Annotated in this window: 10 protein-coding genes and 1 pseudogene; 1 reads left to right on the plus strand and 10 read right to left on the minus strand. The window is 71.2% G+C overall.

The features are described from left to right. Positions 1 to 117: 117 nt before the first annotated feature. The 7 genes from ACH47Z_RS34545 to ACH47Z_RS34575 all read right to left on the minus strand — a co-directional run bounded on the left by ACH47Z_RS34545 (position 118) and on the right by ACH47Z_RS34575 (position 8,667). The gene (locus ACH47Z_RS34545; protein WP_399080870.1) at positions 118 to 1,698 is read right to left on the minus strand and encodes an acyl-CoA synthetase; all 1,581 of its coding nucleotides are present in this window, start codon (positions 1,696 to 1,698) and stop codon (positions 118 to 120) included. Then, the gene (locus ACH47Z_RS34550) at positions 1,695 to 2,807 is read right to left on the minus strand and encodes an NAD(P)H-dependent flavin oxidoreductase (protein ID WP_399080872.1); all 1,113 of its coding nucleotides are present in this window, start codon (positions 2,805 to 2,807) and stop codon (positions 1,695 to 1,697) included. Before ACH47Z_RS34550 ends, ACH47Z_RS34545 begins: the two co-directional genes overlap by 4 nt. A 79-nt stretch (positions 2,808 to 2,886) precedes the next feature. Continuing rightward, the gene (locus tag ACH47Z_RS34555; RefSeq protein WP_399080873.1) at positions 2,887 to 4,452 is read right to left on the minus strand and encodes a phytoene desaturase family protein; all 1,566 of its coding nucleotides are present in this window, start codon (positions 4,450 to 4,452) and stop codon (positions 2,887 to 2,889) included. Between the two features lie 89 nt (positions 4,453 to 4,541). Then, positions 4,542 to 6,686 carry a tetratricopeptide repeat protein gene (locus ACH47Z_RS34560; RefSeq protein ID WP_399080875.1) on the minus strand — a complete coding sequence of 715 codons (2,145 nt, stop codon included), beginning with the start codon at positions 6,684 to 6,686 and terminating at the stop codon, positions 4,542 to 4,544. Positions 6,687 to 6,812: 126 nt separating this feature from the next. Further along, the gene (locus ACH47Z_RS34565; protein ID WP_399080876.1) at positions 6,813 to 7,655 is read right to left on the minus strand and encodes an oxygenase MpaB family protein; all 843 of its coding nucleotides are present in this window, start codon (positions 7,653 to 7,655) and stop codon (positions 6,813 to 6,815) included. A 269-nt stretch (positions 7,656 to 7,924) separates the two neighbouring features. Then, a complete protein-coding gene (locus tag ACH47Z_RS34570) occupies positions 7,925 to 8,176 on the minus strand; it encodes a hypothetical protein (protein WP_399080878.1) in 252 nt (83 codons plus the stop codon). Positions 8,177 to 8,226: 50 nt separating this feature from the next. Next, positions 8,227 to 8,667: a hypothetical protein gene (locus tag ACH47Z_RS34575; RefSeq protein WP_399080902.1), complete on the minus strand. Its 441-nt coding sequence runs from the start codon at positions 8,665 to 8,667 to the stop codon at positions 8,227 to 8,229. A 14-nt stretch (positions 8,668 to 8,681) separates the two neighbouring features. Between ACH47Z_RS34575 and ACH47Z_RS34580 the strand changes: the two are divergent. Then, positions 8,682 to 9,599: pseudogene (locus tag ACH47Z_RS34580) on the plus strand (HoxN/HupN/NixA family nickel/cobalt transporter); the annotation flags it as partial. 93 nt (positions 9,600 to 9,692) lie between these two features. On the opposite strand, the gene ACH47Z_RS34585 reads toward ACH47Z_RS34580, so the two are convergent. From ACH47Z_RS34585 to ACH47Z_RS34595, 3 genes are all read right to left on the minus strand, one after another. Beyond that, positions 9,693 to 10,316: a malonic semialdehyde reductase gene (locus ACH47Z_RS34585; protein WP_399080880.1), complete on the minus strand. Its 624-nt coding sequence runs from the start codon at positions 10,314 to 10,316 to the stop codon at positions 9,693 to 9,695. Positions 10,317 to 10,379: 63 nt separating this feature from the next. Next, positions 10,380 to 12,398 carry an acetoacetate--CoA ligase gene (locus ACH47Z_RS34590; protein WP_399080882.1) on the minus strand — a complete coding sequence of 673 codons (2,019 nt, stop codon included), beginning with the start codon at positions 12,396 to 12,398 and terminating at the stop codon, positions 10,380 to 10,382. After that, positions 12,395 to 13,230, minus strand: an 836-nt coding sequence (locus ACH47Z_RS34595; protein WP_399080884.1) for an FAD-dependent monooxygenase, incomplete at its 5' end; no start/stop codon positions are given. The genes ACH47Z_RS34590 and ACH47Z_RS34595, both read right to left, overlap by 4 nt.

Here is a 13,230-nt window from a genome sequence, read left to right on the forward strand (position 1 = left end):
GGCAGGTCAAGCACCGGGGAGAGTCGCATCCCCCGGTGGGCTCAACCGCTCCTTGTCTCAACGGTGTTGGGAGGCGCCATTGCGAAGCCACCTGAGACGGCTGGCCGCCGCGGCCGGCTACGCGGACCTCGGCTTCGACACCGGCTGTGTGTGGCCCTCCCAGTACGGGTCGCGCAGCCGACGCTTGTAGAGCTTGCCGTTGGGGTCGCGGGGCATCTCGGCGGTGAAGTCGACGCTCTTGGGCCGTTTGTAGCCCGCGAGTTGCTGGGCGCAGTGGTCGAGGAGGGCGGCTGCGAGCGCCGGGCCGGGCTCGTGGCCGGGGGCCGGTTCGACCACGGCCTTGACCTCCTCGCCCCAGTCGTCGTGCGGGATCCCGAAGGCGGCGGCGTCGGCGACGGCCGGGTGGGAGAGGAGCACGGACTCGATCTCGGCCGGGTAGATGTTGACCCCACCGGAGATGATCATGTCGATCTTGCGGTCGCGGAGAAAGAGGTAGCCGTCCTCGTCGAGCACGCCGAGGTCACCGACGGTGAAGAAGTCTCCGATGCGGTTCTTGCGGGTCTTCGCCTCGTCCTTGTGGTACGAGAAACCGCCGGTGCTCATCTTCATGTAGACCGTGCCGAGTTGGCCCGGCGGCAGCCGGTTGCCGTCGTCGTCGAAGACCGCGAGTTCGCTGATCGGCCAGGCCCTGCCGACCGTGCCGGGCTTCTTCAGCCAGTCCTCGGCGGTGGCGAAGGCCCCACCGCCCTCGCTGGCCGCGTAGTACTCCTCCACACAGTGCCCCCACCAGTCGATCATGGCCCGCTTCACGTGGTCCGGGCACGGGGCGGCGCCGTGGATGGCGTGCCGCATCGACGAGACGTCGTAGCGTGCCTTCACCTCGTCCGGGAGGGCCAGCAGACGGTGGAACTGGGTCGGGACCATATGGGTGTGCGTGCACCAATGGGTGTCGATGCGGCGGAGCATCTCCTCCGGGGTCCACTTGTCCATCAGGACCAGTCGGTGGCCGATGTGCAGGGACGCGCCCGCGAACTGCAGGACGGCCGTGTGGTAGAGCGGTGAGCAGACCAGGTGGACGTTGTCGTCGAACGGCTTGATGCCGAAGATGCCGAGGAATCCGCCGAGGTAGGCCTCCTCGGGGGTCTTGCCGGGCAGCGGGCGGCGGATGCCGCGCGGGCGGCCGGTCGTACCGGAGGTGTAGTTCATGACCCAGCCGAGTTCGCGGCCGGTGGGGGCCGACTCCGGTTGTCCGTCGAGGAGCCTCGCGTACGGCTGGAAGCCGTCCAACTCGCCGACCGCGTACCGGTGGGTGGCGGGCAGTCCGGCCTCGTCGGCGGCGGCGCGGGCGGCGGCGCCGAACCGCTCGTGGGCGATGAGCACCTTGGCGCCGGAGTCGGCGACGATCCAGGCGATCTCGGGACCGACGAGGTGGTGGTTGACCGGGACCAGATACAGACCGGCCTGGGTGGCGGCCAGGTAGGCGGTGAAGAACTCGACGCCGTTGGGCAGGACGACGGCGAAGGAGTCGCCGCGTTCGAGGCCGGCCGCGCGCAGCCCGTGGACGAGCCGGTTGGCGGCGGCGTGCAGGCGTCCGGCGGTCCACTCCTCGCCGTCGGGAGCGATGAGGACGGTGTGGTCGGGGTGCTGAGCGGCCTGCGCCCAGAAACCGGCGGGAGGCGTGTTCCCCTGGGCGCTCACGACTGGCCGCTCCTTTTGGCGATGCGGTTGACGCGGTCCACGGCCCGCTCGAAGCCGCGGGTGAGGTCGTCGAAGACGGCCTGGACGCTGCGTTCGCTGGTCATCCGGCCGACGATCTGGCCGACGGGGGTGCCGAGCAGTGGTTCGACCTCGTACTTCTGGATCCGGGAGACGGCCTCGGCCACCAGCAGTCCCTGCAGCGGCATGGGCAGGGTGCCGGGGCCGGCCGGGTCGTCCCAGGCATCGGTCCACTCGGTACGGAGCTGGCGTGCGGGCTTGCCGGTCAGGGCGCGGGAGCGGACGGTGTCCCCGGACCCGGCGGCGAGCAGCTTGCGGGTCAGGGCGGCCGAGTGCAGATCGGCCTCTGTGGTGGTGAGCCATATGGAGCCCAGCCACACACCTTGTGCGCCGAGTGTGAGGGCGGCGGCCACCTGCTGTCCGCTGCCGATGCCACCGGCGGCCAGGACGGGCAGCGGGTCGACGGCGTCCACGATCTCGGGGGTGAGCACCATCGTGGCGATCTCCCCGGTGTGGCCGCCGGCCTCGTAGCCCTGGGCGACGACGATGTCGATGCCCGCCTCCTGGTGCTTGCGGGCGTGCCGGGCGCTGCCGGCGAGCGCGGCGACCAGCACGTCCCGGTCGTGGGCGCGGGCGACGACGTCGGCGGGCGGCGAGCCGAGGGCGTTGGCGAGCAGTTTGATCGGGTAGTCGAAGGCGACGTCGAGCTGGGTGCGGGCGACCTGCTCCATCCATCCGGTGATGCGCCACCCGGAGGCCTCGCCCTCGGCCAGTTCCGGCACCCCGTGCTTGGCGAGGGTGTCCCGCACGTACTGCCGGTGTCCCTCGGGGATCATCGCCTCGACGTCCGCCTCGGTCACGCCCTCGACCTTCTTGGCGGGCATCACCACGTCCAGGCCGTACGGGCGGTCGCCGACGTGTGCATCGATCCAGTCGAGGTCGCGTTTGAGGTCGTCGGGGGCGGTGTAGCGGACCGCGCCGAGCACGCCGAAGCCGCCGGCCCGGCTGATGGCCGCGGCGACGGCAGGGAACGGCGTGAAGCCGAAGACGGCGTGCTCGACTCCCAGTGTCTTGCTCAGCTCCGTCTGCATGGGCGCAGGATGCCGCAGCGGGCCGGACGACGGAAGAGCTTTTCTGACGTCTCGTCAGATTATTTGGGCGGCAACGGTGTTACGCCCCGGCCTCCAGCACCGCCATCGCCGCGTTGTGCCCCGGCACCCCGCTCACCCCTCCGCCGCGCACCGCGCCCGCGCCGCACAGCAGGACGTTCGCGTGCCGGGTCTCGACTCCCCAACGGCCCGTGCCCTCCTGGGCGTACGGCCAGGACAGGGCGCGGTGGAAGATGTTGCCGCCGGGCAGCCTGAGGTCGCGTTCGAGATCGAGCGGGGTCTTCGCCTCGATGCAGGGGCGGCCGTCGGCGTCGGTGGCCAGGCAGTCGCCGAGGGGTTCGGCGAGGTGGGTGTCGAGCTGGGCGAGGGTGGACTTCAGCAGGTCCTCGCGTACGGCGTCGTTGTCCCGGTCGAAGAGCCGGGCAGGGGCGTGCAGGCCGAACAGGGTGAGCGTCTGGTAGCCGCGCTCGGCGAGTTCGGGGCCGAGGATCGAGGGATCGGTCAGCGAGTGGCAGTAGATCTCCGAGGGCGGCACGGCGGGCAGTTCACCGGCGGCGGCCTGGGCGTGAGCGGTGGCGAGCTGCCGGTAGCCCTCGGCGATGTGAAAGGTGCCGGCGAAGGCCTCGCGGGGGTCGACGTCCGGGTCGCGCAGCCTCGGCAGCCGGGTGAGCAGCATGTTGACCTTGAGCTGGGCGCCCTCGGCGGGCTCGGGTGCCGAGTCCCCGGTGAGGACGGCCAGTTCCTGCGGGGAGGCGTTCACCAGGACGTGCCGGGCGGCGGCGACGCCCTCGCCGTCGGCCGTGCGGTAGGTGACCTCGGCGCGGTCGCCGTCGGTGGCGATCCGGACCGCCTCGTGACCGGTACGCAGCTCGGCGCCCGCCGCACGGGCCGCGGCGGCCAGCGCGTCGGTGAGGGCGCCCATGCCGCCGACGGGCACGTCCCAGGCGCCGGTGCCGCCGCCGATGACGTGGTAGAGGAAGCAGCGGTTCTGCACGAGGGAGGGGTCGTGGGCGTCGGCGAAGGTACCGATCAGGGCGTCGGTGAGGACCACGCCCCGCACCAGGTCGTCGGCGAAGTCCCGCTCGACGGCGACGCCGATCGGCTCCTCGAACAGGGCGCGCCAGGCGGTATCGTCGTCGATACGGCGGCGCAGATCGTCCCGGCTGGGCAGGGGCTCGGTGAGGGTCGGGAAGACCCGTTCGGCGACGCGGGCGGTCATGCCGTAGAAGCGCTGCCAGGCCGTGTACTCGTGTTCGCCGCCGGTCAGCCGGGCGAAGTTCTCCCGGGTGCGCCGCTCGTCGCCGCCGACGAGGAGTCCGGTGGGCCGGCCGTCGCGTTCGGCGGGGGTGTACGAGGAGATGGTGCGGGCGCGGACCCGGAAGTCGAGTCCGAGCTCGCGCACGATCTTCTGCGGCAGCAGGCTGACCAGGTAGGAGTAGCGCGACAGCCGGGCGTCGACGCCGGCGAAGGCACGGGTGGAGACGGCGGCGCCGCCGGTGTGGTCGAGCCGTTCCAGCACGAGGACGGAGCGGCCGGCCCGGGCCAGGTAGGCGGCGGCGACCAGGCCGTTGTGTCCGCCGCCGACGATGACGGCGTCGTAGGTGCGGGTTCCCTCGGTGACAGCCATGGTCCTTCGTAACACGTGTTGATCCACGGCGGCCAGAGGAGCGCCCCGGCCATGTCGGCTCCCGAGCCGGAGGTGGGCCCCGGCGGTGCTCAGGCGCCGCCGGGCGCGAGCCGCTGGCGGACCACCGCGACCCGGCGGTACAGCTCGCCGGCCTCGGTGCCCCGGCCGAGCCGCTCCAGGCAGTGGGCCTCGTCGTTGCGGCTGGCGAGGGTGTCGGGGTGGTCCGGGCCGAGGATCCGCTCGCGGGCGGCGGCGACCCGGCGGTACTCGGCGAGGGCGTCCTCCCAGCGGCCCAGCCAGCCCAGGGCCACGGCGACCTCGCGGTGGCTGACGAGCGTGTCGGGGTGGGCGGGACCCAGGGCCTGCTCGCGCAGCAGGCACACGTCGCGGGACTCGGCCAGGACCTCCTCCCAGCGGCCGAGCCGACCGAGGTTGACCCCGAGGCCGTGCCGGGCGCGCAGGGTGTCGGGATGGCCGGGGCCCAGGACGCGGGTGCGGTCCTCGATCAGCTCACGGTACAGGCGCAGGGCGTCCGCGCTGCGGCCCAGCCGGCCGAGGCTGAGCGCGGTCTCGTAGCGGGCGGCCAGCGTGTCGGGATGGTCCGGGCCGAGCACGCGCGCCCGGGCCACGGCGACCTCGCGGTACAGCCGCAGGGCCTCCTCCCAGCGCCCCAATTGACCCTGCGCATAGGCGACTTCGCAGCGTGAGACCAGGGTGTCCGGATGGTCGGGGCCGAGCACCCGCGCCCTCGCCTCGGCGACGTCGAGGGCGGCGCGGAGCGCGTCGGCCGGCCGGCCGAGCCGGCCCAGGGTGCAGGCGAGGTTGTGCCGGCAGCGCAGGGTGTCCGGGTGGTCGGGGCCCATGGCCCGCACCCGGGCGGCGAGTACCGCGCTGTACACCTGGTGGGCGTCGAAGTGGCGGCCCAGCCGGCCGAGCGCGTAGGCGGTCTCCTGGCGGGCGGCGAGCGTGTCGGGATGGTCGGCGCCGAGCACCCTCGCTCTCGCCTCGGCGATGTCCGTGTAGGCGTCGAGCGCCTCGGCCACGCGGCCGGTGCGCAGGAGGGTAAAGGCGGCCTCGTAGCGGGCGGCCAGGATGTCGGGGAGGTCGGGGCCGAGACGCTCCGCTGGGAGGGCCGGGACGGGCCGTCGGCTGTCTGCGGGTGCGTTGTGGCTGGTCGCGCCCCGCGGCGGAGCCGCCGATGGATGCAGCCCCGCGCCCCTTTGGGGCGCGACCCAGCGGCCCGACAAGACCGCCCCGGGGTCCGGTGGCAGCGCGCCGAGTCCGCCGCCGAGCGCCTTGTGGCCCGTGGTGATGCCGTGGGTCCAGGACGGCAGTCGGCCGCCGTCCCCCATGCCTGGCCCAACGGCCGCGGCCGGAACCGCCGTTGCTCGTCCGGCCCGTAGCCGTCGGACCAACTCCCCGCCGTCGTACGGCCGTTCCTCGGGCCGTTTGGCCAGCAGGGCGAGGATGATCTCCTCCAGGTAGCCGGGGACTTCCGGGCGCAGTTCGCGCAGCGGGCGAGGTGGGGTGTCGCGGTGGCCGATGAGGATCGCCCAGGCGTCCTCCAGGTCGAACGGTGGTGCACCGGTGGCGATTTCGTAGAGCACGCAGCCCAGCGAGTACAGGTCGCTGCGCCGGTCCACCTCACCGCCGCCGATCTGTTCCGGTGACATGTAGTGCGGGGTGCCGAGGGCGACGCCGGTGCCGGTCAGCCGGGCGGTGAAGCCGATGTCGTGGCCGAGGCGGGCGATGCCGAAGTCGCAGATCTTCACGGTGCCGTCGGTCAGCCGCACGATGTTGGCCGGTTTCAAGTCCCGATGGACGATGCCGTGTTGATGGGTGTAGGCGAGGGCGGCGGCGACCTGGGCGGCGATGTCCGCCACGTCGTCCACGGGCAGCGGATGGCCCTTGTTGTCCTGCAGCAGCCGGCTCAGATCGCGGCCGTCCAGCAGTTCCATCACCAGGTACGGCACGCCGTCGGACTCGCCGAAGTCGTGGACGACGGTCACCCCGCGGTGCGAGAGGGACGCGGCCACCCGGGCCTCGCGGCGGAACCGCTCCCGCAGCACACGGGCGAGGGCCGGATCGTGGTACGGGCCGAGCGGCTTGAGGCACTTCACCGCGACCTGCCGGCCCAGGGACTCGTCCCGGGCCCGCCACACCTCGCCCATTCCGCCGCGCCCGAGCAGCTCGAGCAGCCGGTACCGGCCCTGAATCAGCCTGTTCTCCCCCATAGCGATCCGCCGCCCCCGTCGCCGTCCGCCCCGCCCCACCCCTGGAAGGCCCGCCCCGGACCGTGCCCGGACGCACCGCGCCGGCCCGATCGGCGCCGCACCCCCCTGCTCGTCCAGTATGACGACCTATCGTCCGAGTTTGTACGGTGCCGGACGTGCGTCCGGGCCGAGCCTCGCCATCGCGCGCAGGATGTGTTTGGGCGGCAGTTGCCAGCGCACACGTGCCGGAACACCACGCAGGAGCCTGCCCGTGGCCCGCAGCCGACGGGTGACGACGGCGGGTGCGGGGGCCGGTCTGCCGTACAGCTCATGGGCGTACGTCGGCAGGGCGGCGTACGCCAGCTGAGCCACGCGCCGCCACAGCAGCTCGCGCACCGGTACGAGGAGGGGATGCGTCGGCGGACGGAGCAGGAAGTCGTCCACCACGCGTGCCTCGGGTCCCGCGACCAGTTCCGGCCGCACCTTCTCGAAGTACGCGGCGAGTTCGGCCCGGCTCGCCGGGACGGTCGCCGGAGCGAGGCCCACCAGGCGTGCGCTGACCCGGTGTTCGGCTATGTAGCGGTCGGCGTGGGCGTCGGTGAGGGGGAAGCCGGAGCGACGCAACACGTCTAGATAGGAGTCGATCTCCGCGCAGTGCACCCACAGCAGCAGCGCGGGTTCGTCCACGCCGTAGCGCTCGGCGGTGTCCGGGTCGGTCGCCGTCAGCATGCTGTGGATCTTGCGGACGCGGGCGCCGGCCCGTTCGGCGGCCTCGGTGGTGCCGTAGGTCGTCGTACCGACGAAGTTGGCGGTGCGCATCAGCCGGCCCCAGGCGTCCCGCCGGAAGTCGGAGTTCTGGATCACGCCCCGCACCGCGCGCGGGTGCAGGGCCTGGAGGTACAGCGCGCGGACGCCGGCGACCCACATCATGGGGTCGCCGTGCATCTGCCAGGTCACGGAGTTCGGTGTGAAGAGCCCGGGGTCGCCCATGCCCGCAGTGTGACCGGGCTCGCCAGTTGGCACCAGGCCACGTTCACGACCTGCACTGATGCCAAGTAGCTTCAGCGGCCGGGGCCGCGGAATCAGCGAGATAGTTGGCACTTTGGTACAGCGCAGGTCATGAGGCGTGTGTCGCCATAGCGGGGTCGGAGATCTTCGGCGAAGTCTTGACATGAACGCGACAACCGCACGCCGTGTTCCTGCGAGACGAGAAGCTGCGCTGGACGGCAAGCCGTACCGCTCGCGCCAGTATGCGTCGGTCAGTCCATGACGGCGGGGAGCAACACCTCCCGCTCCCGCTTGAGCCACCCGTCGAGCTGCCGCGAAACGGCTGGGGACAGCCGCCCATCGGCAGTCGCGTCATCGAGGCCCGGCCTGAAGCGGTATGCCTCTTGGATCGCCCCTACGGATTCAGCCGCGGTCGCTTGGACGACACGGTCCTCGGGGACGGTCCCGTTCAGGTCTGCCTTCGTCCTCAGCGCAGCCGCGTACACCCTCTCCTCCGCCGTCACCTCTGCGGCACTTCACGGCGCCTTCAACGTTCGCCAGCTCTCCTGCCGCTCTAGGGGCCCCCACTGGCAGTCCCGTCCCGCTGCTCCCTCTCGTCCGAAGCGGAAACATCCTGGTGCCCGGTCAGCAACTCCAGAAGGGCGGCGTCCGCCTTCTGCCGGTCCTCTTTCGTCAGCACAAGAGGCGCATTGCTGTAGACGGTGTACCGCTCCGGATCGATGATGTTCGCGCCCCTCAGTGTGAAGGTCAAAAGCGGGCGCCACCCCTTGCGGTGGCCGACTCTTACCTGAATCTGGACCTTGTAATCACGGGGCTCGGCAACAAATCCCGCAAACGGAGCCTCGAACTCGATGAAGATTTGCTCTGCAGCTCTGCCTGCCACGGCGAATCCGGCTGGCAGCTTCGACTCCTCGTCAAGGCCGGGCTTCAGACGGGATGGTGAGGAGACCCACAGGAGCGGCAGATGAGAGGCAGGCTCATCTGGGAAGGCCACCCGGAGATCTTGCCACCCTCGGCATGCGGCACGCCTTCGACGCCGACCACATCGCGGCGATCGACAACACCACCCGGAAACTGATGGAGGAGGGCCGACGTCCCCTGTCGGTCGGCTTCTGGTTCTCCCTGGGGCACTCCAGCATCGTGTTCTTCCTGGCGCTCCTGCTCTCCCTGGGCATCAAAGCCCTCGCGGGACCGGTACGGGACGACAAATCCGAACTGCACCACGTCACCCAGGTGATCGGTACGACCGTCTCCGGGACGTTCCTCTACATCATCGCCATCATCAACAGCGTCGTTCTGGCGGGTATTTGGGCAGTCTTCCGGCAGATGCGCTCGGGCCACTTCGACGAGGCCGCTCTGGAGCAGCAGCTCAACCATCGTGGCCTCATGAACCGCCTGCTGGGACGAGTGATGAAGTCGATCACCAAGCCTTGGCAGATGTATCCGCTCGGCCTTCTGTTCGGTCTCGGCTTCGATACCGCCACCGAGGTCGCCCTGCTGGCGCTGGCAGGCTCTGGAGCGGCGTCCGGGCTGCCCTGGTACGCCATTCTCTGCCTGCCGGTACTCTTCGCGGCCGGCATGAGTCTGCTGGACACCATCGATGGTTGTTTCATGAACTTCGCCTACGGCTGGGCCTTTTCCAAGCCAGTCCGCAAGGTCTACTACAACCTCGTCATCACGGGCCTGTCCGTCGCCGTCGCGCTGGTCATCGGCACTGCCGAGCTGCTGGGCCTGCTCGCCGACAAGGCCGGCCTGCACGGCGCGTTCTGGGCCTGGGTCGGTGGCCTGGACCTCAACATCATCGGCTTCGTCATCGTGGGCCTCTTCTTCGCCACGTGGGGTATTGCGCTGGCCGTGTGGAAGTTCGGGCGGATCGAGGAGAAGTGGACCGCTGGGCTGCGGCCGGCCGAGCAGCAGGCCGACTGACAGCGGTAGTGCCCCTCCCCCATCGCCCGCCCGTGCCGCTCCTGGCGGCACGGGCGGGCGCAGCTGCAACGGTGCTGGGGACCCACCCGGTCGTCAGGCCCAGGCGACGGCGTCCTCAACGGGGACGCGGGGCAGCCTCGGGAACCACGGGTCGGCACCGGGATGACCGATGTTGACCACCAGATGTGAACGCCAGCTGGTACCCGTGAAGAACTCATCGTCCACGCCGGCCCTGTCGAAGCCCGCCATGGGGCCGGCGGCGAGGCCCGCCGCGCGCACCGCGAGCAGGAAGACCCCTGTCTGCAGTGCGGAGTTGTAGCCCGCGATGCTTTCGCGCTTTTCGGTCTGGTCGGCGAACGCCGCTCGCAGCATCTCGCCGCGGGCCGGGAACACGGTCGGCATCTGGTCGTGGAAGTCGACGTCGTACGCGAGGATCGCCACGGCCGGCGCACTGAGGGTCTTGGCCCTGTTGCCCTCGTCGAGATGCCGGACCAGTCGCTCCCTGCCCTCACGGGTGCGCACGAAGAGGACACGCAGAGGCTGGCCGTTGGCTGCGCTCGGCGACCAGCGGGCGAGCTCCCAGATCGTGGCGAGTTCGTCGTCGGTAACAGCCGTGGTGGCGAAGGTGTTCGCAGTGCGGGCTTCGGTGAAGAGGATCTTTCGCCCGGCTTCGTCAAGTACATCGAGGGGCTGCTGTTCGCGGTCGGTGGTGCTCACGGTTTCTCTCTTGCTTCGGTGTGGGGATGGTGTGGTGTCGGGGCAGGGTCTCCGCTCCGACGGTCATGTGTGGTCTGTCGACCGCTTGTTCCGCTCCGCGCCCAACCGGGCGAAGTAGGCGATCAGTTCGGGATTGTCGACGGCTCCGGGGTTGAGGACCTGCTCGGCGGCGGCGCCCTGGAGGAGCCGCTTGACGGGAACCTCGAGCTTCTTGCCGGTTTTCGTGTGAGGCAGGGCCGGTACGGCGAGGATCTCGTCGGGGACGTGTCGGGGTGAGGCGCCGGCGCGGATCGCGTCGCGGATCCGGTCGCGCAGCCCGTCGTCCAGGACGGTCCCTTCGGTGAGGACCACGAAGAGCGGCATCCAGTAGCCGCCATCGGGTTCCTCCGCGCCGATGACGAGGGCCTCGGTGATCTCGGGTAGGCGTTCGACGATGTCGTGGATGTCCGCGCTGCCCAGGCGTACGCCGTTGCGGTTGAGGGTGGCATCGGAGCGGCCGTGGACGATGACCGAGCCGTGGGAGGTGTGGGTGATCCAGTCCCCGTGCCGCCACACGCCCGGGTAGGCGCCGAAGTAGGCGTCGCGGTAGCGGCTGCCGTCAGGATCGTTCCAGAAGTACAACGGCATCGACGGCATGGGCCGGGTGACGACCAGTTCGCCGACCAGGTCGCGAACCGGCGTGCCCTCGGAGTCGTAGGCGGCCAGTGCCACGCCCAAGTTGGGGGCGGACAACTCCCCCTTCCAGACGGGGGTGGTGGGGGCGCTGCCGGCGAAGCCGGAGACGACGTCCGTGCCGCCGCTGGTGGAGGCCAGTTGGATGCCTGCGCCGACGTGGTCGCGGACCCACGGGTAGGTGGATGCGGGCAGGGCGGAGCCCGTGCATCCGATGACACGGACGGCGGACAGGTCGTGCGCGGAGGGTTCGATGCCCAGTTTGGTCATGGCCAGCAGGTACTGGGGGCTGGTGCCGAAGACGGTGACCCGGTGGCGGGCCGCCAGCTCCCACAGGATGTCCGGGCGGGCCTGCGGCGCGGGGCTGCCGTCGTAGGTGCAGGTGGTGGCGCCGGTCAGCAGGGTGGAGACGACCAGGTTCCACATCATCCAGTGGGTGGTGGTGTACCACAGCAGTCGGTCTCCGACGCCCAGGTCGCTGTGCAGGCCGAGAGTCTTGAGGTGCTCCAGCAGGACGCCGCCGTGCCCGTGGACGATGCCTTTGGGCAGGCCGGTGGTGCCGGAGGAGAACACGACCCACAGCGGGTGGTCGAACGGCACCGGGGTGATGGCGAGGTACTCGACGCGGCTGACCGCTTCCGCCCAGGGAATCACCAGCCCCGAGGGGCCCGCCTCGGGCCAGGCGAGGCCCATGTGGTCCACCAACACCGTGCCCTTCAGCGTCGGCAGGGCGGCTGCCAGCTCGAGCGAGGCGGTACGGCGGTCGTGCGTGGTCCCGTTGAAGAGGTAGCCGTCCGCGGTGATGAGCACCGTGGGTTCGAGCTGGGCGAAGCGGTCGGCGGCGGCCTTGGGCGCGTAGTCCTGGCCGCACACCGACCACACCGCGCCCAGGCTGGCCGTGGCGAGGAAGGCGATGATGGCGTGGGGCGTGTTGGGCAGGTAGCCCACTACCCGGTCGCCCTGTCCGACGCCCAGGTCGCGCAGGGTGGCGGCGACCGAGGCGACCTGGGCGCGGAGCTGCCGGCCCGTGATCTCGTAGCCGGCTCCGGTCTCGTCCAGCGCGGTGATCGCGGGCGCGTCCGGGTGCAGGTTGCGCACCGCGTGGTGGGCGTAGTTGAGAGTGGCGCCCGGGAACCAGCGTGCGCCGGGCATGGTTTCCTCGGCCAGCACGTTTTCGTACGGAGTCGTGGCGTCGATGTCGAAGTACTGCCACACCGCCTCCCAGAACCCTTCGAGGTCGGTGACGGACCAGCGGTGCAGAGCCTCGTAGTCGGTGGGTTCGTCAACTCCTTCGGCGCCCTGGTGACGTGCGGCCCACCGGGCGAAGTCCGCGATGCGGCTGCGGGCGGCCGCCTTCGGGTCGGGAGTGAAGAAGGGGGCCGGGTACGGCGTGGGGTGCGGGGTGGTCATGGTGTGCTGCTCCTCGGCAGGGGAACGGCCCGGGCATCAGGCGTACGGCGGCCCGTGTGCAGCAGGGGTGCCCAGGCGGCGGTGCCCGTGAAGTCGCCGGTGCCGGCGGGGACGGTGTCCATCACGACACGGTCGGGACGCAGCAGGACGGCGTCCGAGCGGCCGCCTGCCAGCCAGGCGCCCAAGGTGCCGTCGTCGTCGAGGTCGTCGACGTGGATCGGGGGTGCGCCCAGGGCTGTGGCCACGGCCGTCATCCCCGCTGTGGGCGGCACGGCGGTCAGGACGGCGAAGGAGTTGCCGAGGACGTCATCGAGGCGGACCGGCCCGCCGTCGTGGCGTACCCAGGGCTGCGGGCAGAAGGTTCCAGCCAGTGCGCGGCCGGCCGGCCGGGGGTGACGCCGTACGAGTGGGCCGGCGGTCAGTGCGGGGCTGAGGTCGCGGCTCACTGCCGCGGTCACGCCGGGGATGCGGCAGGCCGCGCCCACCACGGCCCGGCGGAGGGCCGCACCGCGGCCCTGGCCGCCGGTCATGGCCCAGCCCACGGCGACCGCGACGCGGATCAGGTGGCGTGCGTGCGGCTTTCGTTCCTGCTGGTAGGTGTCCAGCAGTCCGTCGTGTGCGCCCTGTCGCAGGACGCGGGCGAGTTTCCAGGTGAGGTTGTAGGCATCGCGCAGGCCGGCACACAGGCCCTGCCCGACGAAGGGCGGGGTGAGGTGGGCGGCGTCGCCCAGCAGGAAGACGCGCCCTTGGCGCCAGCGGTCGGCGAGGCGGGCCCGGAAGGTGTACTGGGCCTGCCGGATCACCTCGAAGTCGTCGCCCTGCGGCCCGTCGG

It is taken from the genome of Streptomyces sp. NPDC020192 (assembly GCF_044388685.1).
Taxonomy (GTDB): Bacteria; Actinomycetota; Actinomycetes; order Streptomycetales; family Streptomycetaceae; genus Streptomyces.

Excerpts from the sequence above, each read along its gene's own strand:
- ACH47Z_RS34590 (WP_399080882.1), bottom strand. The coding sequence starts at position 12,398 with ATGACCACCCCGCACCCCACGCCGTACCCGGCCCCCTTCTTCACTCCC.
- ACH47Z_RS34555 (WP_399080873.1), bottom strand. The coding sequence starts at position 4,452 with ATGGCTGTCACCGAGGGAACCCGCACCTACGACGCCGTCATCGTCGGC.
- ACH47Z_RS34550 (WP_399080872.1), bottom strand. The coding sequence starts at position 2,807 with ATGCAGACGGAGCTGAGCAAGACACTGGGAGTCGAGCACGCCGTCTTC.
- ACH47Z_RS34565 (WP_399080876.1), bottom strand. The coding sequence starts at position 7,655 with ATGGGCGACCCCGGGCTCTTCACACCGAACTCCGTGACCTGGCAGATG.
- ACH47Z_RS34560 (WP_399080875.1), bottom strand. The coding sequence starts at position 6,686 with ATGGGGGAGAACAGGCTGATTCAGGGCCGGTACCGGCTGCTCGAGCTG.